At 34.0% G+C, this 25,651-nt stretch carries 18 protein-coding genes; 10 read left to right on the top strand and 8 right to left on the bottom strand.

The window, feature by feature from the left end:
* Positions 1-426 precede the first annotated feature (426 nt).
* Positions 427-705, top strand: a complete 279-nt coding sequence (locus BUB42_RS01075; protein WP_073016331.1) for a hypothetical protein — start codon at positions 427-429, stop codon at positions 703-705.
* A 367-nt stretch (positions 706-1,072) separates the two neighbouring features.
* Here BUB42_RS01075 and BUB42_RS01070 read toward each other — a convergent pair whose 3' ends face one another.
* The 3 genes from BUB42_RS01070 to BUB42_RS01060 all read right to left on the bottom strand — a co-directional run bounded on the left by BUB42_RS01070 (position 1,073) and on the right by BUB42_RS01060 (position 3,739).
* Positions 1,073-2,650 carry a S41 family peptidase gene (locus tag BUB42_RS01070; RefSeq protein ID WP_073016329.1) on the bottom strand — a complete coding sequence of 526 codons (1,578 nt, stop codon included), beginning with the start codon at positions 2,648-2,650 and terminating at the stop codon, positions 1,073-1,075.
* Between the two features lie 62 nt (positions 2,651-2,712).
* Positions 2,713-3,144 carry a deoxycytidylate deaminase gene (locus BUB42_RS01065; protein WP_073016327.1) on the bottom strand — a complete coding sequence of 144 codons (432 nt, stop codon included), beginning with the start codon at positions 3,142-3,144 and terminating at the stop codon, positions 2,713-2,715.
* A gap of 1 nt (position 3,145) precedes the next feature.
* Positions 3,146-3,739, bottom strand: a complete 594-nt coding sequence (locus BUB42_RS01060) for a HupE/UreJ family protein (protein WP_073016325.1) — start codon at positions 3,737-3,739, stop codon at positions 3,146-3,148.
* Between the two features lie 177 nt (positions 3,740-3,916).
* On the opposite strand from BUB42_RS01060, the gene BUB42_RS01055 reads away from it, so the two are divergent.
* Positions 3,917-4,348, top strand: a complete 432-nt coding sequence (locus BUB42_RS01055; protein WP_073016323.1) for a tellurite resistance TerB family protein — start codon at positions 3,917-3,919, stop codon at positions 4,346-4,348.
* A 182-nt stretch (positions 4,349-4,530) separates the two neighbouring features.
* Here the strand turns inward: BUB42_RS01055 and BUB42_RS01050 are convergent, their stop codons facing one another.
* From BUB42_RS01050 to BUB42_RS01025, 5 genes are all read right to left on the bottom strand, one after another.
* On the bottom strand, positions 4,531-5,235 hold the full coding sequence (locus BUB42_RS01050) for a fibronectin type III domain-containing protein (protein ID WP_073016321.1): 705 nt from the start codon (positions 5,233-5,235) through the stop codon (positions 4,531-4,533).
* Positions 5,236-5,237: 2 nt separating this feature from the next.
* Entirely contained in the window at positions 5,238-8,576 is a 3,339-nt protein-coding gene (locus BUB42_RS01040) for an alpha-amylase family glycosyl hydrolase (RefSeq protein WP_084118256.1), read from the bottom strand.
* Between the two features lie 71 nt (positions 8,577-8,647).
* Positions 8,648-9,466, bottom strand: a complete 819-nt coding sequence (locus BUB42_RS01035) for a SusE domain-containing protein (RefSeq protein WP_073016319.1) — start codon at positions 9,464-9,466, stop codon at positions 8,648-8,650.
* 24 nt (positions 9,467-9,490) lie between these two features.
* Entirely contained in the window at positions 9,491-11,098 is a 1,608-nt protein-coding gene (locus BUB42_RS01030) for a RagB/SusD family nutrient uptake outer membrane protein (RefSeq protein ID WP_073016317.1), read from the bottom strand.
* Positions 11,099-11,136: 38 nt separating this feature from the next.
* Entirely contained in the window at positions 11,137-14,112 is a 2,976-nt protein-coding gene (locus BUB42_RS01025) for a SusC/RagA family TonB-linked outer membrane protein (RefSeq protein ID WP_073016315.1), read from the bottom strand.
* 233 nt (positions 14,113-14,345) lie between these two features.
* Here BUB42_RS01025 and BUB42_RS01020 point away from each other — a divergent pair, with 233 nt between their 5' ends.
* The 8 genes from BUB42_RS01020 (at position 14,346) to BUB42_RS00985 (ending at position 25,635) form a co-directional block, all read left to right on the top strand.
* Positions 14,346-15,368, top strand: coding sequence for a LacI family DNA-binding transcriptional regulator (locus tag BUB42_RS01020; protein WP_073016313.1), 1,023 nt, complete (start codon positions 14,346-14,348; stop codon positions 15,366-15,368).
* 266 nt (positions 15,369-15,634) lie between these two features.
* A complete protein-coding gene (locus BUB42_RS01015) occupies positions 15,635-17,041 on the top strand; it encodes an MFS transporter (RefSeq protein ID WP_073016311.1) in 1,407 nt (468 codons plus the stop codon).
* Positions 17,042-17,053: 12 nt separating this feature from the next.
* Positions 17,054-17,716, top strand: coding sequence for a beta-phosphoglucomutase (gene pgmB, locus BUB42_RS01010; RefSeq protein ID WP_073016309.1), 663 nt, complete (start codon positions 17,054-17,056; stop codon positions 17,714-17,716).
* A 99-nt stretch (positions 17,717-17,815) separates the two neighbouring features.
* Complete coding sequence (locus BUB42_RS01005; protein ID WP_073016307.1) at positions 17,816-20,122, top strand: glycoside hydrolase family 65 protein; 2,307 nt, start codon at positions 17,816-17,818, stop codon at positions 20,120-20,122.
* Between the two features lie 239 nt (positions 20,123-20,361).
* Positions 20,362-22,167, top strand: coding sequence for a glycoside hydrolase family 13 protein (locus BUB42_RS01000; protein ID WP_244533852.1), 1,806 nt, complete (start codon positions 20,362-20,364; stop codon positions 22,165-22,167).
* 13 nt (positions 22,168-22,180) lie between these two features.
* Positions 22,181-23,878: an alpha-amylase family glycosyl hydrolase gene (locus tag BUB42_RS00995; protein WP_073016304.1), complete on the top strand. Its 1,698-nt coding sequence runs from the start codon at positions 22,181-22,183 to the stop codon at positions 23,876-23,878.
* 100 nt (positions 23,879-23,978) lie between these two features.
* Positions 23,979-24,656, top strand: a complete 678-nt coding sequence (locus BUB42_RS00990; protein ID WP_084118255.1) for a glycerophosphodiester phosphodiesterase — start codon at positions 23,979-23,981, stop codon at positions 24,654-24,656.
* Positions 24,657-25,227: 571 nt separating this feature from the next.
* Positions 25,228-25,635 (top strand): GxxExxY protein, encoded by a 408-nt coding sequence (locus BUB42_RS00985; protein WP_073016300.1) that lies wholly within the window; start codon positions 25,228-25,230, stop codon positions 25,633-25,635.
* Positions 25,636-25,651 lie beyond the last annotated feature (16 nt).

Here is a 25,651-nt window from a genome sequence, read left to right as displayed (position 1 = left end):
ACTTTTGTAACCTCAAAAGTATGTTGCATTTTATGAAACAAATGACCTCTTCGCTTTAAGAAAAAATTTCGGGCGATATTGCATATATTCAATTAGCTACACAAGAACTTAACTTACTTGAACCTTCTTGGTTAAAAAGATATAAATTCAGTTTTTATTTACCGCAATAAAATGTGCTCCTGAAGATTGCTTTTTTAGACCATACTTTACTTTAAATACAGTTTTTCATTATCCAATTGCTGTGAAATAGATTAAATGCATTCAAATTATACTTTTTAGATCGCAATCAACTTATTGTAATGAGTTAAATTACGTGTAGTGGTGAACTATTTTAAAAAGAATAAGCAAAATCTAAACTTTTAATTTTGCAGATGATTATGAAAAACTAATTATTTGTACATTTGTGAATAAATTAAAGCAAAAAAAATGAGTACTACAGAAATAAAGCTTTATGATTTTTTTAGAAAGGACTTGAAACTTGATGATAGCCGTGCTAAAGTATTTGCCGAAGTTTTGTTTGAGAGTATAGAAAATCAAACTAACAAAACCGCTACAGAATATAAAAGCATTTTCAAGGAAGATATGCTAAAACTAGATATAAAAATTGCGGATACTAAGAGCGAAATGATAAAATGGTTTTTTGCATTTTTTGTTTCCCTCATGTTGATGATTTTAGGTTTGTATGCAACCATTTTACTAAAATAAAATTAGGTTTATTTCAATTCTTTCCCTTTTTAAATTTTCACATTTAATGCGCTTGGAAATAATTTACCTTCCTGTTATCAATTTTCTCGATCTGATTTTTATTACTTACTTCAGCGGGTATGAACTTTTTTTTGAACGCAACACACGTTTAAATAGTTTCTATCACTAACTACAATTTCGTAATCTGTTAAATATAAACTAGCATAAACAGGATTTGGTTCTTTTTACACTTACTTTCGGTCAAATATATTTCAAGCTCTTTTTTTTAAAAAAATTAAAAGTCCGTTTGATAAAGTAGAAAATGACAATTAGTTATTTCTTTTCGTTGTAAGAATATAAACCCGGTTTTGTCTAACTGCCGATGTTTTTAAGGTTTTTGAACTAAAACCGCCTTAATCATTGCATCCTCTTTTAAAATGATTTCGTAGTAATAGCTTTCGCCAAAAATTTGTCGGGCAAATTCAGCCATTAAATATCGTTTTACTATTGGTTTGCTTTTTCCAAAATTTAAGTTTAATCCATTTCCAAAAATGAAATTTTGGAACCCACTAAAATAAATATCCGTTTGGTTCATTTTACTTTGGAACTGCTCAAAAGTTAATCCTTTGAAACTTTTTCTGTCTCTGTCTAATTGTTCAAACACAAAATTTCCTAGAATACCAGATTGCAATAAGTAAGTAGTTCCCTCACTGCCGTGTTCTACCTCAAGCGGCACAAATACGTCAGGAACAATTCCGCCACCACCATAAACTGTTTTTCCTTTTTTAGTTTTGAACTTTATAGTTTCTGTAATTTTTATACTGTCTTTTTCATACAACTCCCCATTTCCAATTCGGGATTCCGATTCCTTGAAGTACGCTTCATTGCCTTTGGAATAGGGTTTCTGAATTGATCGACCTGTAGGAGTGTAGTATCTTGCAACCGTCAATCGCACAGCTGAGCCATCAGCAAAATCCATCTCTCGCTGCACTAAGCCTTTTCCGAAAGAACGGCGACCAACAATAGTTCCTCTATCATTGTCTTGAATTGCTCCGGCAAGAATTTCACTAGCCGACGCACTATTTTCATTGATTAAAACAGAAATATTTCCTTTTTCAAAACTGCCTTTTTCGGTTGCAAATGTTTTATCAATATTTCCATTTTTGTTTTTGGTAAAAACAATAAGCTGCTTGTTTGGCAATAACTCATCAGCGATGGCGATGGCTTCTTCCATATACCCGCCACCGTTATCTCTAACATCGATAATAAGTGATTTTGCACCTTGTTTTTTTAGCTTAGTTAAACCAGTCATAAACTCACTATAAGTTGTTTCAGCAAACCGGTTTATTTTTATGTAAGCAATATTTCCGTCTAAAAGTAAAGCTGCATCGACACTTTTAATTGGAATGATGTCCCGTATAATTTTAACTTTCAACTTTTTCCGTTCTGATTTTCTGTAAATAGTAAGTTCGATATTAGATCCAATCGTTCCTTTTAATTTGGAAAATAAACTATCACTTGGCAATTTTCTACCAAATAATTTAGTTTTGTCGGCATATAAAATACGATCGCCAGATTCTATTCCTGCTTTTGCCGAAGGGCCGTTATCAACCGGTTTTATCACTGCAACTGAATCTTTGTACATGTAAAAATTCACTCCGATCCCAACAAAATTTCCTTTCATACTTTCGGCGACTTGTTGTTGTTCACTTGGCGGAATATAAACAGAATGTGGATCTAATTTAGCTAAAATATTATCAACGGTAAGGTTTACAATAGAATCTGTATTAATATCATCAACGTATTCATTGTCGATAAAATCGATCAGTTTGTTTAGCTTATTTTTCGAATTATTTTTAACTAAATAATCTGTTGTATTAGGGAAATTAAGCATTCCTCCCAGCACAACTCCTAGAGCCAGCGCTGCGAAAATAACAATAGGTAAATATTTAGGATTATACTTCATCTCTAAATTCTATTTTTGAGTTTAATGATAATGCAATTGATTTTCTACGCAAACTTGGGTAATTATTCTTCTAAAACTGGAATGTGCTCAACCTCCACTCCTGCTTTGATAAGAAATTCAAGTCCGGCGTTGTCGCGATAACCATTTTGGTAGACCACTCTTTTAATTCCAGATTGATGAATCAATTTGCTGCATTCTTTGCAAGGGGAAAGTGTGATATATAACGTAGCACCTTCGCAGGATTGCGTTGATCTTGCGACTTTCAATATCGCATTTGCTTCAGCATGCAAAACATCCCAACGTGTAATTCCTTCTTCATCTTCGCAACAATTCTCGAAGCCACTTGGTGTTCCATTGTAACCATCAGAGATAATCATTCGATCGCGTACAATTATTGCTCCTACTTTTTTGCGTTTACAATACGATAAAAGACTCCATTCCTTTGCAATTCTGAGGTATGCTTTATCGTACTTATTTAGTTTTTTTTCGCTCATATTATCTGTTCCAAATTTCACTTGCTACAATCATTGGGATTACAACTCCAATTATAAAAGCTGACATTACCAAAGTCCAATCGCGTTTTGAGAAGCGAAAAATAGTTTGAACGATATAAGAGAGGACGAGTACTACAAAAACCACGACTATTTGCGCGGCTTCGATTCCTAAAGCAAATTCAGTTAAAGGTAGTATTTTAGATCTAGCAGTACCTCCCAAAATTGACTTAAAATAATTTGAAAAACCTAGACCGTGGATAATCCCAAAAAATAGCGTGATAAAAAATACTAAATTTATACTTTCTTTCTTATTTGATTTGCCTGCTGTAAAGAGATTGAACAGTGCGGTGATCAGAATTGTTATTGGAATTAGCAACTCGACAACATTTACTTTTATCGCAACTATTTCAAAAACAGAGAGCATCAATGCCATTGTATGACCAATAGTAAAAAGCGTCACTAGCAAAACTAAACGTTTCCAATCACTGAAAGAAAAAGGAACAGCAAGTGCAATTAAAAAAAGAACGTGATCATAAGCATTTATATCTAAAACATGTTTTAAACCTATTTGAAAGTAAATCCAAAATTCTGACATCAGTAAAATATTAAGTTGATAAAGGGATGTAAACTTACGATTATTTTTGAAAACGATTGATTTGAAGATCTAAAAAATCAAGATTTTAAGGGGGACTTATCAAAATCGAAAAATTAAAGTTTAAAAATCAATAAATTTAAAAATAGATTTATCTTTGTGCGTTAAAAAACAATAACTATGTCATTTTCAGATTTATTCGATAGCGAATTTCAGCAAAGAAATAAAGGTCATTTTGCATCAATTGTGCGTATAGCATTTACTGACGAGAAGTTTTCTCCTGAGGAAAAAGCATTTTTAGATAAACTAGCGGTTCGCTTAGAAATTTCTCCAGCGGAATATGAGCTAATTTTAGAAAATCCTACACATTATCCAATAAACCCTCCTTATTTGCATGAGCAAAGAATTGAGCGTTTATTCGATTTGGCTCGAATTATTCATGTGGATCATCATTTAGGCAATAAACAAGAAAATGTACTAAAAAAGATTTCCGTAGGTTTAGGATTCAATGTTGACAATGTTGGTTATATTGTAGACAAAGCACTTAAATTAGTTGATAAAGAAGTAGATTTAGATACTTTTATTATTGAAATGAAAAATATGAATAAATAAATTTATTGTTTTTACTTTCAAAAAAGCCAGTATAATAAAAAGCGATTAAACAAAGATTCATTTTGTTTAATCGCTTTTTTATTTGCAGAGGCAATGGTTCTAGTTTTGCTCAAACTTTTTATTAATGACTAAAGTCGATACTTGCGTCATTGCAGTTTAAAATAAACAAGTTTTAAACCCTATTAATTAGTTTTAAAATTCCATACTTGACCTCTTGTTTCTCCTCCCTTGTTATCCTTTACCACAACTCTCCAATAATAAATTGTTGTCGCTTGCAATGAAATAGCATTAAACGTTGTTTCGGATTTGCTATCTACCAACTTAATTGTTGGAGGATTAGTTGTACCAAAGAACACATCATAAGTTAATATATCTGATGCATCAACATCTGATGCAAACCATTTTAAAGACGCTGTTGCTCCTAAAATTGTTGCATTGATTTCAGGTTGTATTAAAGATGGCAAAAAAGGTAAATAATTAATAACAGCAATGCCTTCAGTGTAAAAGTTAAAAGTAGTTGAATAAGCACTTGCTGCGTTTTTGCTATCTGTTGCTTTTACTCGCCAGTAGTACGCTTTACCCTTTTCTAATGTGATTGAAAACGTGCGAGTAGTTCCTTCATTTGTTCTAACAATCTGGGTAAACAGATTATCAGTTGCTATTTGAATTTGGTATACAATAGGATTATTTTCGGCATCTGTTGAGGCACTCCATTCTAGTACAAGCGCATTACTAACGCATAATTTACTATTTGTAGGCGAGACTAACGTAGGAATACTCGGAGCAGTGTTTACCGGCTCTGGTGCAGGTGCAGGCTCATCAGAACCCCCACCTCCGCATGAAATAAGTGAAAGACTTAGACATACGAAAGTTATAATTTTTCTCATATTTATTTTTTTATAATTGTTAAACTAACAGGTATGTCCAAATACACTTTTGCAATATAAACTCCCGAAACCTCATTTTCTATATTCAGTGATACTTTGCCATCTAGAACAGCATACATTCCATTTGAAATCAATTGACCATTCAAATTATACACTTCAACCGAGACTGCCGTTTTTACTGTTGGCGTTGCAATTTCGATTAAGCCACGCGTTGGATTTGGATAACCTGCAATACCACTTATGTCTTCTAAAATACTTTTAGTATAACTTCCTTCGCAAACTTTAGCTGATTTTACCTCAACAAAATCTCCTAATTCAACTGGAACAGTAAAATTCATTGCCGTTGTTTCAAATTGGGAATTACCATTTACAAAAACTTGAAAAGGTGCTGTTCCTTCTTCTATTTCAACAACTGCTACTTTAGATTTCACCGATAATCTTCCGGTTAATGATGTTCCTCTAGCTATGTTCAACGTAAAACACTGCTCATAGATTTTTCCAGTAATTGTGATACAAACCGTATAAGCACCCGGAGCTAAATTAGAAACATTCAAAGCGTTGTTTACAAAATTATAGTCAGTACCATTTATCTTGGCTACATAATTATAGGTTTGCACAGCCTCAATTACAATTTGGCCATTATTGGTATTGATACAAGTTTCAGCTCTTGATTCGACTTTGAAATTATCAGCTGGTAAAGCAAACGGTGTATTTGCAGCAAAAGCTTGTTTGTTTCCATATATTCTAAATTGACCCGCCGCGACTGAAATAGCATCATTTACATTGACAACATTGTAACTTGTATTATCCATCAAATTAAACCATTCTCCGGCGTAAGGAAAGCCAGTAGCCACATTTTTAGCAGTAACATCAAAATTAGCAATAATTACCACATCTTTTAGAGAAGCAACAGGAAGCGTATTATCTGTGATTTTAATAGTTTGTTGCAGCGAACTAGAATTAGTCATTGTAGCAACACCAGAAAATATGGGTTCCTCCGTCTTTAGACGAATCATCTTAGCCCAATCTGAGTATATTTTAAATCTATTTGCAACAGCTAACCAATTATCTGTCCACTGCAATTGGGGTTTTGTATCTAATTTACAGTCTCCTGCCGCCGCATCTGAAGGGCCGTTAACCGTTCCATTATTGCAAGTAAAAATGGAATCATCGTAACCTAAATCTCCAAAGTGCCAAATCATTTTTGGTCCTGGAACTAATAATGAAACAGCTCCAATAGCAGACATTCTTGAGAGCGCTGTGTTCAAGGTTTTTACATTGTGCGCAGTATTTGTACTATTGCCAGACTGTAAATTTCTATACATTAAACGTTCTTCATCGTGACTTTCGGCATATCCGACCAATCTGTTTAAAACAAATCCGCGATTAGAACTAGTCATACCAGATATATTAGCAGCATACCCCATAGATAATTGATTGTAAGGATCAGTCATTTTACCCCACATCATGATCCCTTTACTAGGGGTCTCAGCAATTCTATAATTTGCCCATTGCTGTTCCTCATTGTTAGAACCTAAATGCTCAAATATTACATAATGATTAGGATCCAAACTCCAAGAATAATCAGCGTATTTTCTTAAAACATCAACTCTGTCTTGTTGATAACCATTGGTACAACTTTCATCAGAAGCAGTACAATTTTGCGTGAATCCTTTAGTCAAATCCCAACGAAATCCATCTATTTTATATTCTTGAACCCATTGTTGAATTACTCTTTTTACATAATTTTGAGTTCCTGCTAATTGATGATTAAAATCTTCGCCAACATTATAACTGTGTTTTGCTACAGTATTAAAATACGGGTTTTCGGTTGATGGAGATCCCCAACCGTCGCCATCAGGATCATTCATCCACATTCTTACCATTGGATTTCGTCCAAAAGCATGATTTAAAGCTATATCAAGAATTACCGCAATTCCGTTTTGATGGCATACGTCAATCAACTCTTTTAACTTACTTGAAGTACCATAAAATTTATCTAAAGCCATGTGAAACGAGGTATTGTAACCCCAACTTTCATTTCCTTCAAATTCCATTATTGGCATTAACTGGATTGCATTTATCTTTAAATTCTTAAAGTAGTCGATGCGATCAATGATACTTTGATAATTTCGAGCGGCATCAAAATCTCTGACCAAAAGTTCGTATACTACTAACTTTTCTTTTTGTGGCTTTACAAAATTAGTAGTTGCAATACTCCAAGGATAAGTTGCTTGCCCGGTTTGCAATACTGTAACTTCTCTTTGTTGTCCAACTGGATAAACGGGAAGGTTAGGATAAGTAATTATCGAAATTCCCGGATCATCAAATGGTGACAACACTAGAGTAGAATAGGGGTCAGCTGTTTTAACTAATGATGGAGAATTTAATAGTGGAGTTGCATCAACAACCCAATACTGATAGGTGTAATTAACGCCCGAAGTAAGTCCGGTTAATTCCAACCAAAATTTTCCCGACGATGGATCTTTTTTCATTGCAAAGTTTGCATCTGGTTGGTAAGCATTAAAGCTTCCAGCAACATATACAAAATCTTTCAAGGGCGCATCAAGTACTAAAGTCGCTTTTGTAGCATCGGTATTATTGTAATTTATACCATCAACTAAATTAGTTGGTAATACTGCCGAAGCTGCACCAGGATTAACAATAGCAGAAAACTTTTTGATTACGGTTGTAGCACCTTGCGTAACTTCAAGCTGATAATTTTGATTTACGGTAATATTGGACTGTGTAAAACTATAATTTGCAGTAGAGTTGCTCACATTTATTGTAGTTCCATTGGACTTTAAAATATAGTTTGCGATACCTCCTGTATTAGTTGCAGAAATAGTGAAACTTGCACCAGCTGTTAATATGGTTGCGCTATTTTCAATGGGTGTAGTTAGATTTACTTGAAAGGCTCCAACCTCAGCGAACTTATCCTGCGATTTTTTGTCTCCAGTTCCGTCTTTTGCCTTTATCAGAAAGCCTATTCGACCTATTGCGGTTCTATTGTAAAAAGTAGTTGGCGTAAACGTTTTAGTGTAAGTATCAGTAGCTTCATTATAAACAAATTTATTAGCTTCATTACTTGATATCCATAACCCATTAGTAGGGCAGTCGACACTATTTAAATCACTTATGTCAAAAGACCAAGCCCACAAATACAATGAATTATTTGTAATCCCCCACAAACTTTCGTTTACTGCATTACCATTAACAGTAATTGTTATTACCGTTGTTTCCTCAAATGGATTTGGGCTTATGGTGCTAGTAACGGTTTGTTGCTGGGCAAAACCCAGCACCGAAAAGAAAAACAATAGTAAGAGTATAATTTTTTTCATAGCGGTTGAAAATTATATTAGATAACAAAAAAGGCTACCGATCAAGTAGCCTTTTCAATATTGTTTTACAATTAGTTTAAAGTAATTGTTTTAGCAGTGCTGTCAATTTTTAGAACTCTCACAGCTGTTGGGCCTGTATATCTAAAATTGCTATCCCCATCATTTGCGTTTACTAATTGAGGAGTAATTGTAAATCCTGCAGTAGAATAAAATGGAAAGTTACGACTTGCATCCCAATTGCCATTGCTTGTAAAGTTATTACCTAGAAAAATTCTAAAGGCCTCACCGTTTTTAAGCATTAATGATACTGAGTAAACATCAGTTTTACCTAAAACCAATGGAAATTCAGTTTCAGCATCATTATCCCATGACCAACCACCTGGAGTAGCTGCTCCTACAAGCCAAAGTGAACTTGCTAGCGGTGTGCGGTAAGGCGTTACCTTGATAGTGAAAGCATTAGAAAATTGGGCAACACTGCCTGTTCCACCAACCGTTGATTTGATACGAATCTCAACGGAGTTTTCCTCTCTTGGCGTAAAGCCTCCATTAATTAATGCTGAGTTTAACTCCGAAACAGTAATGCTTTTAAAACGACTTGTTGTTGTGCCTACTACAGCAGGAGTTGCAAATTTAGTTCCTACTTTGGCAACCTCTATGCTATAATTTACCACCGTTGTCAATCCTGTGTATGCAGCATCATTCCAGACCAAAGTGGTTGCAATATCGTTTTCTGTTGCTTTAGAGAGTACAATACTAAAATCGCCTTTCGGAGTTAGTAAAACAGGTGCTGTAGCTGCCTCAATTACAGGACGCTCTTCAACATCGTCCACAGTACATGATACTGCTAATAGAGCTACAAATGCGATTAAAATTTTATTAATATTTTTCATTTTTTTATGATTTTATTGATTTGATTAATATCCTGGATTTTGTTTTAATGTTGGGTTTGCTTGAATATTCCTTGCCGGAATAGGCATTAAATCTCTGAAAGCGTCAGTTGCACTGCCATTTACCGAGCCACCTTTCCACTGCCAAATCTTCGATCCGCCAGTGAATTTTCCAAAACGGATAAGGTCTGTTCTTCTGTGACATTCCCAGAACAATTCTCTTCCTCTTTCGTCTATGATAAAATCCAACGTTAAGTTTGAAGCGGCAATTTGTTGTGCATTTGCTCTAGTTCTTAATCTGTTAATATATCCTACAGACGTTGCTATATCTGCTCCAGTTGCTCCTCGCACAGCACATTCAGCATACATCAAGTAAGCGTCAGATAATCTAAACATTGGAAAGTCAATATCTGGAATATCATTTCTCTGAGCTGCGGACCCATTTGCATTTCTGTTTATATATTTTGTAACAGCGAAGCCATTAGTAAATATTCCTACGTTAGCAATATCTAATGTTTGACCATCGGTATAAAAAGTTCCTCTTTTATCTGCAATAGCATTTGTATCTGGAAAAAGATTTACAAACTCTCTGCGAGTTCTGAGTCCTTGCCATCCACCATCCATTCCGCGAGCTGCAGCGTCCAAGCTACCACCAATTGCAGCATGCATGATAAAGCTCATTCCAGCTCCTGTAGCTCTAATGGCATTTCCATCACTTACAATTGGAAATATTACTTCGCTTTGTGCACCGTTTCTATTGTTATCAGCAGAAAACAAATGTGCGTAAGGAATATTTGCAAATGTGTAGCCAGAGTTATCAATGATAGCTTTAAGTAATACTGTAGCTTCATTAAATCTAGCTGTTCCAGTATATACTCTAGCATTCAAATAAACTTGAGCTAATAAAAATTTAGCAGCGGTTTTATCAACTCGTCCATATTCATTTGTTTTTGAAGCGGCAAGAGTATTGTCAATATCTTTTAACTCAGATTCCACATAAGCAAAAACTTCAGCTCTTGTTTTTTGTTCTGGGTAGAAAAAACCAACTGGATCATTTTCTGTAGTAATCGGAACATTTCCAAATAAATCCATTAAGTTGTAATATGAAAAGGCTCTTAAAAAACGAGCTTCAGCTCTAAAAGTAGCAATTTCGGCTTTCAAGTTTGCATCAACACCTCTCGCTGATAATTTATCATCAGAAGTTTGTCTCAAAAATTCGTTTGCGACACTTATATGGTAGAATGCTCTCGAAAAAGTTCCTTCTAAAAATTCATTGGCAGGTGACCAAGTCTGAGCATTTAATGTTGGTAAGGTACCATCAGCCCAAGCGATAATTGCTTCATCAGTAGGCAATTCTTGAGTTACAAATAGTAAACGAAGGTAACTACTAAAGTCTCCACCTAAACCAGCGATATCTGCTGCTCCATCTCCATCATTACCTCCTACATAAAGACCAGCATATAATTTTGCTAGTACTTTTTTGTACGATGCTGGATCTTGAAAAAAGGCTTCAGATAAAAATTCATCATCATCGTCTGGGGTGACATCTAAGTCGCCAGTACACGATATAAGCGTCATATTCACTCCTAAAATAAATAGGAAAAAATATGATATAAATTTAAATGATTTTTTCATTTTGTTTATTTTTTTTTTAATTGTTTTTCAGTGTGCTTTTATAGGTTCAAATTTACTCCTAGCAAAAATGTTCTTGCTCTTGGGTAAACATTGTTGTCAATTCCGTTAAATCGCTCTGGATCTAATCCGTCATATTTTGTTAAAATCAAAACATTTTGAACTGCAGCAGTAAGTCTTAAAGTCGCAACACGTAGTAATGATTTATCAAAAGTGTAACCCACCGTTACGTTATCTAATTTGATAAAAGAAGCATCCTTTACAAAATAATTTGACAAATAACGTTGTGTACCATTATCTTCAAATGTAAAACCAGTGTTAAAGTAGTCCGCACTCACATTAGACAAATCTGTTTGTCTTCTTAAACCTGCATCTAGATAACCTAAATTAGAACTCACATTATCAAAAATATAATTACCTAAACTTGCTCTCCAGTTCATTGTTAAGTCAAACTTTTTATAATTCAAAGTTGAGAATAAACCAAAAGTATAATCAGGTGCTGGCTTACGATATCTATAACGATCTCCTGCATCAATTTTCCCATCTTGGTTTCTATCAGCGTATGCACCTTGAATTGGTCTTTTGTTACTATCGTATAATTGCTCATACACTAGAAACGAATTTGGAGTAAATCCTACAGAGTTAACTTGAATTTTGTTTCCGCTACCTCCTGCAATATTATCACCAGCAAGATACCCTTGAAAACCTGGAACGGTAATTCCTAAGTTTGATATTTTTTGTTCAATGAAAGTAGTGTTGAAGGCTACGTTCCAAGTTAAATTATCATTTTTGACAATATCAGACTCAATGCTGAATTCAACTCCTTTAGTTCTTACAGCACCCACATTAAAGAAACCTTGATTTCTAATATTTGCACCATCTGGTACGGCAATATCAGCTAATAAGTCAGTTGATTCCTTGTCAAAATAGTTTACAGATCCAGTAATTCTGTTATTAAAGAATCCATAATCAATACCAAGATTAATCTCTGCTAATTCTTCCCACTTGATGTTCTCATTGTATCCTTCTGGTCTTGCAGTTGCAAAAACTGTATTTCCAAAAATATATTGTGAATTAATTGTACCAAGGGTTACACGTCTTAAATAATCATATTGAGCTGATATATCTTGTTGACCAGTTGTACCGTAACCAACTCTTAATTTTAAGGTTGAAATGGTAGAGTTATCTTTTAAAAATGACTCTTCGGCAACATTCCATGCAAGAGCAGCTCCTGCAAAATTACCCCATCTATTTTGTTGCGAGAAACGTGAAGTCCCATCTCGACGATAATTTACAGTCAATAAATAGCGACTATCAAATCCTAAATTTAAACGACCAAAGTAAGATTGTAAGTTAATATCTGGATCTGTTATGACATCCTCATTTGGATTAGGCTGTCTGATTTCTCCTGATTGATAACGTTCTTTTTCAAACAATTGGTAGTTGTATCCAGCTGTTGCATCAACACGCAATTTACCAAAATTTTTGATATAATTAAAGTATGCATTTAAATTTTTATTTTGAAGCGCATCTGTATAACTTGAATAATTACCTAAATTTACATAATTAGCTTCAGTAAAAGTTCTTGGCTGAAATCCTAAAATACTTTGAGTACTCACTTCAGTAAAACCACTACTGTCAAATCGATCGATACCTGCCTCTGCAACCACTCTTAAATCTTCAAAAAAGTGAAATTTATAATCTAGACTTACATTCCCCCATTTTCTAGTAGAAGTAGCTCGACGCTCATCTTGATTCAATCTTGCTACCGGGTTTCTAGCTGGTAATAAAGGCACATTACCATTTGGCTCTAACCATTCATAATATCCATTATAGCGGGAGTTCGCTTGAAAAACGGGCTGTGTTGGATCAAATCCTATTGCACTTCCTATAATTGCGCCTTCATCCTGAAATTGATTGTTACCAAAAGATAAATTACCGCTAACATCAATTTTTAAATGATTGTCAAACAATACCGGATTTAACGAGATTGATGTTGTAGTTCTTTCAAAAGAAGTGTTTTTAAGAATACCAGGATTATCTACGTTACCTACTGAAAGTCGTATTGGTAATTTATCAAATAAGGCCCCGCTCACGGAGATATTATTATTAGTAGTCAAAGAGCTGTTGAAAATCTCATCTTGCCAGTTTGTATTGGCATTTCCTAATAATGCTCTTTGTGCAGTAGTTCCTCTTTCATTGACTAAAGCACGAAATTGATCTGCACTTAAAACATCAACTGTGTTTTCAACAGTATTAACAGCTACTTGGGAGCTAAAGCTTACCTTAACTTTTCCTTTCGTACCTTTTTTAGTAGTAATAACAATTACACCATTTGCTGCTCTCGAGCCGTATATTGCCGCTGCTGACGCATCTTTAAGAACTGTAAACGACTCGATATCATTTGGATCAATAGTAGATAAAATACTAGTTGCACCTGATGGCACAGCATTACTAAGAGGCAATCCGTCTAATACAATTAAAGGCTCATTCGAAGCGTTTAAAGATGATCCTCCTCTAATACGAATATCCGCTTTAGCACCCGGAGCACCGCCTCCTGTTACATTTACTCCTGCAATTCGACCACTAATCAAACTTTCTGGAGTGATATTTATTCCTTTATTAAAGTCTTTTTCAGCAATTTGAGAAACTGCTCCCGTAGCATCTTTTTTCTTAACCGTTCCATAACCCACTTGGATTACGACTTCATTTAATTGGTTTGCATCTTCTACAAGAGATACATTTACTGTTCTTTGCGTTACAAATTCCACAATAGTGTTAGTGTACCCAATAAACGAAAATAAAATTTTATCTCCTCTTTTAACATTTGCAAGCTGATATTTTCCATCAAAATCAGTTGAACTGCCACTTGCAGCTCCTTGCACATTTACATTTACTCCCGGAATAGGTTGTCCTGACGCTTTGTCAAGGACAATTCCAGTTATTGTATTTTGAGCTAAAATACTAAAAGGGAGTAGCAGTACTAAAATTAACAACTTTTTGTAAATTGTTTTCATACTTTTTGTTTAAATTAATTTAATTTATTTCGACTTTTTAAGTCTAACTTTTACTTCGAATGTTAAATTTATGTAAATTTTACTTCATTCGACATCGTGATTTTTTCTATGGCTTACGAAAACGTAATAGTGTTGAAAACTTACCGAATTATTTATATTTTAGTTTGTTTTTTTACCAATTGTGAAATTAAATTTTATCTTTATTACGAAATTAATTTTTACCAAATTCCATCATGAAAAGGAAAATAACGCTTAAACAAATTGCAAAAGAATTAGACGTTTCCATTTCAACCGTTTCTAAGTCACTTAGAAATAGTGCTGAAATAGGCGAAGAGACTAGATTAAAAGTGCAGGCTTTCGCCAAATTCTACAACTATAAACCCAACAATATTGCACTAAGTCTAAAAAACCGAAAAACTAAAACAATTGGGATCATCATTCCCGAAATTGTACATCACTTTTTCTCGACAGTAATTAACGGTATAGAACATGTCGCAAACGAAAATGGATATAGTGTAATTATTTGTTTATCAGATGATTCTTTTGATAAGGAAGTTAGAAATATGGAAATGCTGGCTAATGGGAGTATTGACGGTTTTATAATGTCACTTTCTAAAGAAACCCAGTTTAAAGGAGATTTTCACCATATAACAGAAGTAATAAATCAAGGAATGCCAGTGGTAATGTTTGACCGAGTTACCAATGAAATTCTTTGTGATAAAGTAATCATCGATGACAAAACAGCTGCATACGAAGCGGTGCAAAGCTTGATTGATAAAGGCCGTAAAAAAATAGCACTCGTGACTACTGTTGATTATGTAAGTGTAGGTAAACTTCGTACTGACGGATATATAAAAGCGCTTCTTGACAATGACATTCCTTTCAATGAGAGCTTAATAATGAAAATTGAAGATATTGACACTTGCGAAATCACTATTGGAAAGTTATTGGAAGATAAAGCAATTGATGCCGTATTCGCTGTCAATGAATTGTTTGCCGTAACGATTATAAAAACGGCCAATAAAATAGGTCTAAGTGTCCCAAAAGACCTTGCTGTAATTGCTTTTACTGACGGAATTATATCTAAATATTCTACTCCTACAATTACAACGGTGAGTCAAAGCGGCATAAAAATGGGAAGTAAAGCTGCTAAAATGCTGATTGACCGACTAGAATCAGAGGGAGAGCATGAAAACGAAAACTATACAACAGAAGTAATAGAAACCCATCTGATAGAAAGAGAATCGACAATTTAAGTCAGTTCGTTAATTGCTATTTATGTCGCTATTTCGTGAAATAGGAGCTCTAAAGAGATTTGCTAAATCACATAATTATCTTTTTTTTCCTATTTTATTTATTACTACAACCTTGTAGTGAAAAAAGTTCCTATATATTTATTTCCGAAAATCAGAAATTTGAAATATATTTTTATATTTACCACTCAAAGCGCTGACTTTTACTTCGAAAATAAGGCAGGTTTTGATAAGCATAGCGCTTATCGTATCAATTTTAAATTACGATAATGGAAAAGCGTAGGTTAAGTTTCTGGCAAATTTGGAACATGAGTTTCGGATTTCTAGGAATACAGTTTGGTTTTGCCCTTCAAGGTGGGTTCATGTCTAGAATTTTTCAAACTCTTGGCGCAAATGTTGACGATATTCCAGGATTATGGATTGCCGCACCGTTGACTGGTTTATTAGTACAACCTATAGTTGGTTATTTGTCAGATAATACTTGGAGTCCAAAATTCGGGAGACGAAAACCTTTTTTCTTAATTGGTGCTATTTTAGCTTCAATCACACTTTTTTTTATGCCTCACTCCCCAGTTTTGTGGGTAGCGGCTGGTTTACTGTGGGTTTTAGATTCTTCGATAAACATTAGCATGGAACCTTTTCGGGCTTTGGTTGCTGATAAACTTCCAGAGTCACAACGATCAAATGGTTTTGTAATTCAAACGCTGATCATTGGTATCGGAACTTGGATTGCTAGTAATTTGCCGTGGCTAGTTACTAAATTAGGTGTTAGTAATGAAGCAGCTGCCGGTGTCATTCCACAATCAGTAGTTGTCGCCTTTTCAATAGGTGCTTTTGTGTTCTTAATCAGTATTTTATATACTATTTTTACAACAAAAGAAGATCCACCTGTTGACTTAGCCCAATTTAAATTAGAAAAAAAAGAATCTCGCTTTATTCCAGATTTAGTAGAGAGTTTTAAGGAAATGCCTTCCACAATGAAAAAACTGGGGCTAATTCAATTTTTTAGTTGGTTTGCTTTTTTTACCATGTGGAGCCTTTCAACGCCTGCATTAACAGAGCATGTTTTTAAATCCCCAAAACCCACAAATCAAGAATATGCAAGACTTGATGAGCAAGGGGAAGTATTGAAAGATGATGCGAATCAAGTTGTTTTTTTAAACAGTGCAAAAGCAGCTGAGTACAAACAAAAAGATAAAGAATTTAACGATGCGGCTGATTTAGTAGGATCAGCAACTGGAGTTTATGGTTTATCCTCGATGGCTTTTGCATTATTGCTGACTTTTTACACCACAAAAAATAAAATAAACAGAAAATACATCCACATGGGCTCGCTGCTTATAGGTGGTTTGGGATTTATTTATATGTATTATGCAACTCCATCAACATTAATGTATTCATTTATAATGATTGGCTTTGCTTGGGGAAGTATATTATCAATGCCTTACGCAATGCTTTCTAGCGCGGTAAATCCAAGAAAAATGGGAATGATGATGGGGCTTTTCAATATGTTTATTGTAATTCCGCAAATTATTGCTGCCCTGGGAGGAATAAATTTCTTTTACAAACTTATAGGCGAAGAACACATTAACGCGATGATTTTAGCTGGTATTTCATTACTAATTGCAAGTTTATGCAATTTCTTGATTACTGACAAACAAGCGATTTCTGGATAAAAAATTTTCAAAATGACACATAAAAAAGCATTCATATTCGATCTAGACGGCGTAATTGTTGACACCGCTAAATACCACTTCTTAGCATGGAAAAAAATTGCTACTGAGTTGGGAATCGATTTTACCCACGAACATAACGAACTTCTGAAAGGAGTTAGTCGTGTGCGATCTCTTGATATAATTTTAGAATTAGGTAATAAAGAAGCTTCTCAAGAAGATAAAAATAAATGGTTAACTCAAAAAAACGAAGACTATCTATCGCAGCTTGTTGATATGGATTCAAGTGAAATTTTACCGGGAGTTTTTAAAGTTTTACAATTTCTAAAAGAAAATAACCAACCCATAGCTTTAGGTTCAGCAAGTAAAAATGCTAGACCTATTTTAGAAAAAACAGGAATCATATCGTATTTTGATGTTATAGTTGATGGAAATGATGTGACTAATGCTAAACCAGATCCTGAAGTTTTCCTGAACGCCGCTCAATTATTAAATGTAAAGCCAGAAGATGCAATTGTTTTTGAAGATTCAGTAGCGGGAATTCAAGCAGCTAATATTGCAAAAATGATCAGTATTGGTATTGGAGATGAAACTATTTTGCATGAAGCACAATATATTTTCAAGGATTTTACAGCAATAAGTCAATCTTTTATAGAGGACTTAATAAAAAAGCCCTAACCCTAAAACGGGCAATAAATTAGAGAAAATAAGTATAAGTATAAAAGTTTTGAAGTTTTGAATTCAACTTTAAATCTCAAACTTTAAACAGAAAAATAAATGAATCAAGACTATATAAAGCCAGACAATTGGAGCATCATTGAAGAGGGATTTAACAGAGTAAGTGTTAAATCATCTGAAAGTTTGTTCAGCATAGGCAACGGAGCCATGGGACAACGTGCTAATTTTGAAGAAAGTTACAGCGGTGAAACCTTTCAAGGAAGTTACATTGCCGGAATTTACTATCCAGATAAAACTAAAGTTGGCTGGTGGAAAAACGGTTATCCAGAATATTTTGCAAAAGTCTTGAATGCACCAAACTGGATAGGAATTGACATTGAAATCAATGGCGAGAAACTTGATTTGAATACTTGCTTGTCAGTTACAAATTTTCGTCGTGAACTGAATATGAAAGAAGGTTGGTACAGCCGTTCTTTTGAAGCAACGTTGAAAAATGGAACTGAAATTTCAGTTTTTGTGCGTCGTTTTCTTTCTTTAAATTTGGATGAAGTTGGTTTAATCAACTACGAAATCATACCTTTAAATAAGGATTCTAAAATTGTTTACAAACCTTATATTGATGCAGGTGTAACTAACGAAGATGCTAACTGGGAAGAAAAATTCTGGGAGCCACTTGATGTTAAAAAAACAGGAAATGAAGCTTTTGTAACCGCTCAAACTTTTAAAACGCATTTTAAAGTAACGACTTTTATGCACAGCACCATTTTAGCTAATGGTGAAAAAACGGCAATTTCTCCGTCCAATATTGATGCGAAAAATGACAAAATCCAATTTAGTTATGATGTAATTGTGGCTCAAGGCCAAAAATCATCGATTCAAAAAATAGGTGGTTACACGGTTTCTCTAAACCATGAAAACACCATTCTCGCGGCAGAAAAAGTGATCCAATCCGCTCTAGCATTAGGATACGATAAAATGCTTCAAGACCAGATTGATGCATGGGCTAAAATTTGGGAAATGTCAGATATTACAATCGATGGCGATGTAAAAGCGCAACAAGGAATCCGTTTCAATATTTTTCAATTAAACCAAACTTATTTAGGTAAAGATTCCCGCTTAAACATTGGACCAAAAGGATTCACAGGTGAGAAATACGGCGGATCAACCTATTGGGACACTGAAGCCTATTGCATTCCCTTTTACATGGCTACTAAGGATCAAGAAGTGGCGCGGAATCTATTGACATACCGATATAATCAATTGGACAAAGCAATTGAAAATGCAGCAAAATTAGGCTTTTCTAATGGAGCTGCGCTGTATCCAATGGTTACGATGAACGGAGAAGAATGTCATAATGAATGGGAAATTACTTTTGAAGAAATTCATAGAAATGGCGCAATTGCCTTTGCCATTTATAATTTTTATAGATATACTGGCGACTACAGTTACATTCCAGAAAAAGGATTAGAAGTTTTAATCGCTATTGCCCGTTTTTGGCATCAAAGAGCAAACTTTTCTACTAATTTGAATCAATATGTAATTCTGGGAGTTACAGGCCCAAATGAATATGAGAACAACGTAAATAATAATTTTTACACTAATTATATTGCAAAATGGTGTTTAGAATATACTGCTGAACAAATTCAAAAAGTATCGCTCGAATATCCATTAGACCATAAAAGAATTACTGAGAAAGTAAAAATCAGTGATGCAGAATTAAAATCTTGGAAAAAAGTTTCGGATAATATGTATTTCCCTTTTTCAGAGGAACATAATGTCTATCTGCAGCAAGACGGTTTCTTAGACAAAGATTTAGTTCGCGTTGCCGACTTGGATAAAAGCCAAAGACCTATTAATCAAAAATGGTCTTGGGATCGAATTTTACGTTCGCCTTATATAAAGCAAGCCGATGTTTTGCAGTGTTTTTATTTCTTTGAAGATCATTTTTCTAAGGACGAGCTAAAAAATAATTTTGAGTTTTACGAATCATTTACTGTTCACGAAAGTTCGCTTTCGCCTTGCGTGCATTCCATTCAGGCAGCTTTGTTGGACAAAATGGATATGGCTTACACTTTCTATCTTCGAACTTCACGCTTAGATCTTGATGATTACAATAAAGAAGTAGAGGAAGGCTGTCATATTACATCAATGGCAGGAACGTGGATGAGTATTGTCGAAGGTTTTGGCGGAATGAGAATCAAAAACGATAAACTCCATTTTTCTCCTAAAATTCCAAAAGAATGGCAAGGCTACTCGTTTAAAATTAATTTCAGAAATCAAATTTTGAAAGTGGCGATTAATCATAAGGAGACCACTTTTTCAATTGACGGCAATAAAGAATTGGAAATTATGGTAAACGGTCAATCAGTATTGGTTAAAGCTGAAAATTCAGCAACTGTACAATAAACAATTAGTAGAGCTTTTATTTCATCAGTTAATCAAAAGCGCCAATTAGCTAATAAACAATCCCAATTCCTATTGGGATTGTTTATTCAATATCGTTTTGAAAGCGTAAAACCATATCATAGTTTGAATTGTAAAGAAAAATAAAAACACTAAAAACAGAGTTGATAATGAATAAAATTATTTCTTTACCGTTCATAAATAGGAGCTTTATAAAAAAAATAATCTTATTCCTTTTTTTTATGTCGTTAACATCACACGCTCAAATCGAAAAAGTAGAACCGCCGTTTTGGTACGCAGGTATGCAGAATCCTGAGTTACAAATATTGTTCTATGGTAAAGACATTGCTCAATATCAAGTTACGGTTTCAAATGGAATAAAAATCTCCAACGTTAAAAAAACCGAAAATTCAAACTACATTTTTGTTACCATTGACACCAAAAAAGGGGCTGTAGGTGATTTCGTTTTTACTTTTAAAAACAACAGCAAAGAAACGTTTACGCAAAAATACAGTTTGAAGAAACGAAGAGCAAATTCAGCTCAACGCAAAAGTTTTGATTCTTCGGATATGATGTACTTATTAATGCCAGATCGCTTTGCCAACGGAAGCAGAAACAACGATAGTGAAAATAACACTAAAGAAAAATACAACCGAGATTTACCTGGTGGAAGACACGGAGGAGATATTGAAGGAATTATAAAAAACTTAGATTACATTGCAGCGCTAGGAGCAACGGCTATATGGAGCACGCCTCTTTGCGAAGATAATGATGCAGCTTTTTCTTATCACACTTATGGGCAATCTGATGTATATAAGATAGATCCACGTTACGGAACTAATGACGATTATGTACGATTGGCAAGTGAAATGCATAAAAGAGACATGAAACTCATTATGGATTACGTGGCAAATCACTGGGGTATTGAACATTGGATGATCAAAGATTTGCCAACGAAAGACTGGATAAATCAATTTGAAACTTACACACAAACCAACCATAAACGAACGGTTATTCACGACATTAATGCTTCCGAAATTGACAAAAAAATCGCCATAAATGGCTGGTTTGTCCCAACAATGCCTGATTTAAATTTAAAAAATCCTTTGACGTTAAAATACTTAATTCAAAATGCTATTTGGTGGATAGAATACGCTGATTTGGATGGATTTAGAGTAGACACTTATAATTATTCAGACCCGAAAGGAATAGCAACATGGACAAAATCCATAACCGATGAATACCCCAATTTTAATATTGTTGGGGAAGTTTGGATGCAAAGTCAAGCGCAAATGGCGTATTGGCAAAAAGACAGTAAAATAGCGGCAATCCAAAATTACAATTCGTATTTACCCAGCGTAATGGATTTTACATTGTACGAGGCAATTAGCAAAGTTTTCAATGAAGATGAAGTCGAGTGGGACAGAGGAATGATAAAAATCTATGATAATTTTACGAATGATTTTTTGTATCCAAATAGCAACAATATGCTACTATTTGTCGAAAATCACGACACTAATCGTTTTAATCAAACCTACGAAAACGACGTTAGAAAATATAAAATGGCTATGACTCTCCTGGCAACCGTTCGCGGTATTCCACAATTGTTTTATGGCAGCGAAATAGGCATGGCTGGCGATAAAAATAAAGGAGATGCAGACATTCGACAAGATTTTCCCGGCGGCTGGGAAGGCGATCAAAACAATGCTTTTATAAAAGAAGGAAGAACTCCAGGACAAAGTGAGTACTTTGATTTTACGTCTAAATTATTCAATTGGCGAAAAACAAAAAAGGTTATTCACTCGGGAAAAATGACTCATTACATTCCTGACAGCAACATTTACGTTTATTTTAGATACAGTGCCGAAGAAACGATTATGGTTTTAATAAACAATAGCAACGAAACCAAATCGGTAAAAACAGATCGATTTAAGGAAAATAGTAAAAACTTTACCTCAGGAAAAGATGTGGTTTCTGAATTTACTTTTGATATTACTAACGAAATAATTATTGAGCCTAAGTCGGTTTTAATTTTAGAATTGAAATAATAAAATAAAAAAAATGAAAAAATATTCCATCCTACTTTTATTGTCAACGATGACTTTACTAAATAGTTGCTCTAGTACAAAAACTGTTTCTGAGAGCAATAAAACTCCTTTCGTTTGGGAAGCGGCTACTGTCTATTTTTTATTGACAGACCGTTTTAATAATGGCGATACTGCAAATGATCTTACTTTTGATCGAACAAAAAAAACGGGGAAACTTCGTAGTTTTGAAGGCGGAGATATCAAGGGAATTTCACAGAAAATTGATGAAGGTTATTTTGATAAATTGGGAATAAATGTTATTTGGTTTACACCAATAGTGGAGCAAATTCACGATGGAGTTGATGAAGGAACCGGTCTGAGTTATGGCTATCACGGCTATTGGACGAGAGATTGGACTAATTTAGATCCTAATTTTGGAACCAAAGAGGACCTTGCTGCGTTAGTTCAAAAAGCGCATAAACATGGAATTCGCATAGTACTTGATGCTGTCATTAATCACACCGGACCGGTTACGACTGAAGACACTATTTGGCCAAACGACTGGGTCAGAACGGGACCAAATTGCGATTACAAATCATTTGAAAACACAACAGCGTGCACGCTAGTAACTAACCTGCCGGATATAAAAACAGAAAAGAATGAAAATGTTGCTTTGCCTCCTTTTCTCATTGAAAAATGGAAAAAAGAGGGACGTTACGAACAAGAGATCAAAGAGCTAGATGCTTTTTTTGCTAGAACAGGATATCCAAAAGCGCCAAAATATTATATCATCAAATGGTTGACAGATTACATTGCTGACTATGGAATTGACGGCTACCGAGGGGACACCGTAAAACACACAGAAGCCGAACTTTGGGCTGATTTTAAAACGCAATGCGAATATTCATTTGCTTCTTGGAAAACCCAAAATCCAACAAAAGTTCTGGACAACAATCCATTTTTCACCGTTGCTGAGGTTTATAATTACGGAATCAGTGGTGGACAAGAATTTGATTTTGGGGACAAAAAAATCAATTATTTCGAGAATGGTTTTAACAGTATGATCAATTTTGAATTCAAGTACGATGCTCAAAAAAGTTATGAATTTCTATTCTCTAAATATTCTGATAAATTAAATGATGAATTTAAAGGATATAGCGTTTTAAATTATTTAACGTCTCATGATGATGGAAATCCGTTTGATGCTAAAAGAATAAAAAGTAGAGAAACTGCTACTAAATTGTTACTTTCACCAGGGCAATCACAAGTGTATTATGGCGATGAAAGCGCAAGGCCTCTGGTAATTGAAGGAACACAAGGCGATGCAACATTGCGATCATTTATGAATTGGGATGAAATAAAATCGAATACTGAAACGCAATCAGTACTTTTGCATTGGCAAAAATTAGGGCAATTTAGAAAAAATCATCCATCGATTGGAGCAGGAATACACAAGCAAATTTCTGCAAAACCGTATACTTTTTCAAGAACTTTTTCTAAAGGCAACTTTTCAGATGCTGTTGTAATAGCATTGGATTTACCAATTGGTAAAAAAGAAATTTCTGTTGGAACCATATTCGAAAATGAAACAAAGCTAACCGATGCTTATTCCGGAAAACAAGTTGTGGTTGAAAACGGTAAAATAAGTATAGATACGGAATATGATATTGTGTTGTTAGAGTCTTCATCTCAACCCCTAACAAAGAAGAGGGAGACGGAAGTAAAAAACTAAATTTTTTAGGTTCAAAAAAACAAATTAACTGAAACATAAAGATCCAAATGCCTTTACAAATGAAGGCGTTTTTTTATGTTTATCTTTGCCAAAAAAAATAATGCTCAAAATTGGTCATCGCGGTGCAAAAGGTTATGAAATTGAGAATACCGTAATTTCATTCCAGAAAGCAGTAGACATGCATGTTGACGGAATTGAACTCGACGTGCATCTTAGCAGTGACAATGAAGTTGTGGTTTTCCATGATGATACAGTGGATCGATTGACTGATGGAAAAGGTTTAATTAACGCCTTTACTGTTCCGGAATTAAAAAGGTTGTTGATTAATAGAAAAGAGAAGATTCCAACTTTAAGAGAGGTATTGGAATTAATTAATAGAAAGTGTTTTATAAACATCGAGTTAAAAAGTTATGGAGTCACTGAAACAGTCATCAATTTAATAGAAGAATTTGTAAAAAACAAGAATTGGAAATATGATGATTTTCTCGTTTCTAGTTTTGATTGGAATGCGTTGCAACAAGTAGCGTTTTTGAATGACAAAATTCCAATTGGCGTTCTTACAGAAACTAATTTGGAGTTGGCGCTGGCTTTCGCCAAATTTATTCAGGCAAAATCGCTTCATCCACATTTTCATCTATTAACTAAAGAAAACACAGCGCAAATACAATCAAAAGGATTGCATGTTTTCCCTTGGACTGTCAATGAAAAAAAAGACATTGAAAAAATAAAAAGTTATAATGTAAATGGAATCATTACCGATTTCCCAGATAGAGTATGAATCAGAATTTTTGACAATTGCACTTTTGATTATTAAAACATAATTTTTTTTTAAACCATTAAGTAATTTAAAGTAATTAAGCTCAAAACAAATAACTACGATTTATATCAAAAAAATAGATTATATTTTTACCTATAACACAACAAAAACCTATAAACCGTCAGCGATATAATATTTTACAAATTTAGAGCACAGATAAACTTAATTCTTTTAATGGTTTAGGTAAAAATGAAACGTAATTTTGCTTTGTCAGTATCGTTCAAAAATCGGTTTATTTTTGAAATAATAAGGAACGTGAGGAATTTAATTTAGAAAGTAGACAGTATAGTTGAAAGCAAAAAAGAATGTACAGTGTTTTAAATAAAATCGATGCAAAGGAATTTATCACCGCTAAGTAATTAATATTTTACTATTAACATTTTGTAAAACTTGATGATTCTTAACTTCCTTAATGGTTTTTAAAAAATGAAGCGTAATAGCACATTGCATGTGTCGTATGTTCAAGTAGCATTCTATTTTAAACCGGTAAGCCATAAAAGCAAATTAAGTCTTGTTTTAAATAATTAAGTTTATGACGAAAAAAGAAATAACGCAGTTATCCTATGAAATCATTGGTTATGCCATAAAAGTTCATAAAAAATTAGGTCCAGGTTTATTGGAAAAAATCTATGAAGAATGCTTAAAATATGAACTTGAAAAAAATGGGCATGATGTTAAGCAACAATGTAATGTAGAAATCGATTATTATGATTTAGAATTGGCGCAACCATTAAGACTAGATTTATTAGTAGATGATCGTGTTATTGTTGAATTAAAAACAGTTGAAAAATTTCACCCGATTGACGAAGCCAAACTATTAACCTACATGAAACTATTAAGTATTCCTCAAGGATTGCTTATTAATTTTAATACTACTAACATAACAAAATCCTCAAAACCTTTGATTAATGAATATTTTTCGAGGCTAGCTGATGATTAACTTAATGAATCTTAAC

Source organism: Flavobacterium micromati, from assembly GCF_900129585.1.
Classification (GTDB): Bacteria; Bacteroidota; Bacteroidia; order Flavobacteriales; family Flavobacteriaceae; genus Flavobacterium; species Flavobacterium micromati.
Note: the sequence above shows the minus strand (reverse complement) of the source record. Positions and strands in the feature narration are given on the sequence as shown.

Excerpts from the sequence above, each read along its gene's own strand:
- BUB42_RS01075 (WP_073016331.1), top strand. The coding sequence starts at position 427 with ATGAGTACTACAGAAATAAAGCTTTATGATTTTTTTAGAAAGGACTTG.
- BUB42_RS01070 (WP_073016329.1), bottom strand. The coding sequence starts at position 2,650 with ATGAAGTATAATCCTAAATATTTACCTATTGTTATTTTCGCAGCGCTG.
- BUB42_RS01065 (WP_073016327.1), bottom strand. The coding sequence starts at position 3,144 with ATGAGCGAAAAAAAACTAAATAAGTACGATAAAGCATACCTCAGAATT.
- BUB42_RS01060 (WP_073016325.1), bottom strand. The coding sequence starts at position 3,739 with ATGTCAGAATTTTGGATTTACTTTCAAATAGGTTTAAAACATGTTTTA.
- BUB42_RS01055 (WP_073016323.1), top strand. The coding sequence starts at position 3,917 with ATGTCATTTTCAGATTTATTCGATAGCGAATTTCAGCAAAGAAATAAA.
- BUB42_RS01050 (WP_073016321.1), bottom strand. The coding sequence starts at position 5,235 with ATGAGAAAAATTATAACTTTCGTATGTCTAAGTCTTTCACTTATTTCA.
- BUB42_RS01040 (WP_084118256.1), bottom strand. The coding sequence starts at position 8,576 with ATGAAAAAAATTATACTCTTACTATTGTTTTTCTTTTCGGTGCTGGGT.
- BUB42_RS01035 (WP_073016319.1), bottom strand. The coding sequence starts at position 9,466 with ATGAAAAATATTAATAAAATTTTAATCGCATTTGTAGCTCTATTAGCA.
- BUB42_RS01030 (WP_073016317.1), bottom strand. The coding sequence starts at position 11,098 with ATGAAAAAATCATTTAAATTTATATCATATTTTTTCCTATTTATTTTA.
- BUB42_RS01025 (WP_073016315.1), bottom strand. The coding sequence starts at position 14,112 with ATGAAAACAATTTACAAAAAGTTGTTAATTTTAGTACTGCTACTCCCT.
- BUB42_RS01020 (WP_073016313.1), top strand. The coding sequence starts at position 14,346 with ATGAAAAGGAAAATAACGCTTAAACAAATTGCAAAAGAATTAGACGTT.
- BUB42_RS01015 (WP_073016311.1), top strand. The coding sequence starts at position 15,635 with ATGGAAAAGCGTAGGTTAAGTTTCTGGCAAATTTGGAACATGAGTTTC.
- pgmB (WP_073016309.1), top strand. The coding sequence starts at position 17,054 with ATGACACATAAAAAAGCATTCATATTCGATCTAGACGGCGTAATTGTT.
- BUB42_RS01005 (WP_073016307.1), top strand. The coding sequence starts at position 17,816 with ATGAATCAAGACTATATAAAGCCAGACAATTGGAGCATCATTGAAGAG.
- BUB42_RS01000 (WP_244533852.1), top strand. The coding sequence starts at position 20,362 with ATGTCGTTAACATCACACGCTCAAATCGAAAAAGTAGAACCGCCGTTT.
- BUB42_RS00995 (WP_073016304.1), top strand. The coding sequence starts at position 22,181 with ATGAAAAAATATTCCATCCTACTTTTATTGTCAACGATGACTTTACTA.
- BUB42_RS00990 (WP_084118255.1), top strand. The coding sequence starts at position 23,979 with ATGCTCAAAATTGGTCATCGCGGTGCAAAAGGTTATGAAATTGAGAAT.
- BUB42_RS00985 (WP_073016300.1), top strand. The coding sequence starts at position 25,228 with ATGACGAAAAAAGAAATAACGCAGTTATCCTATGAAATCATTGGTTAT.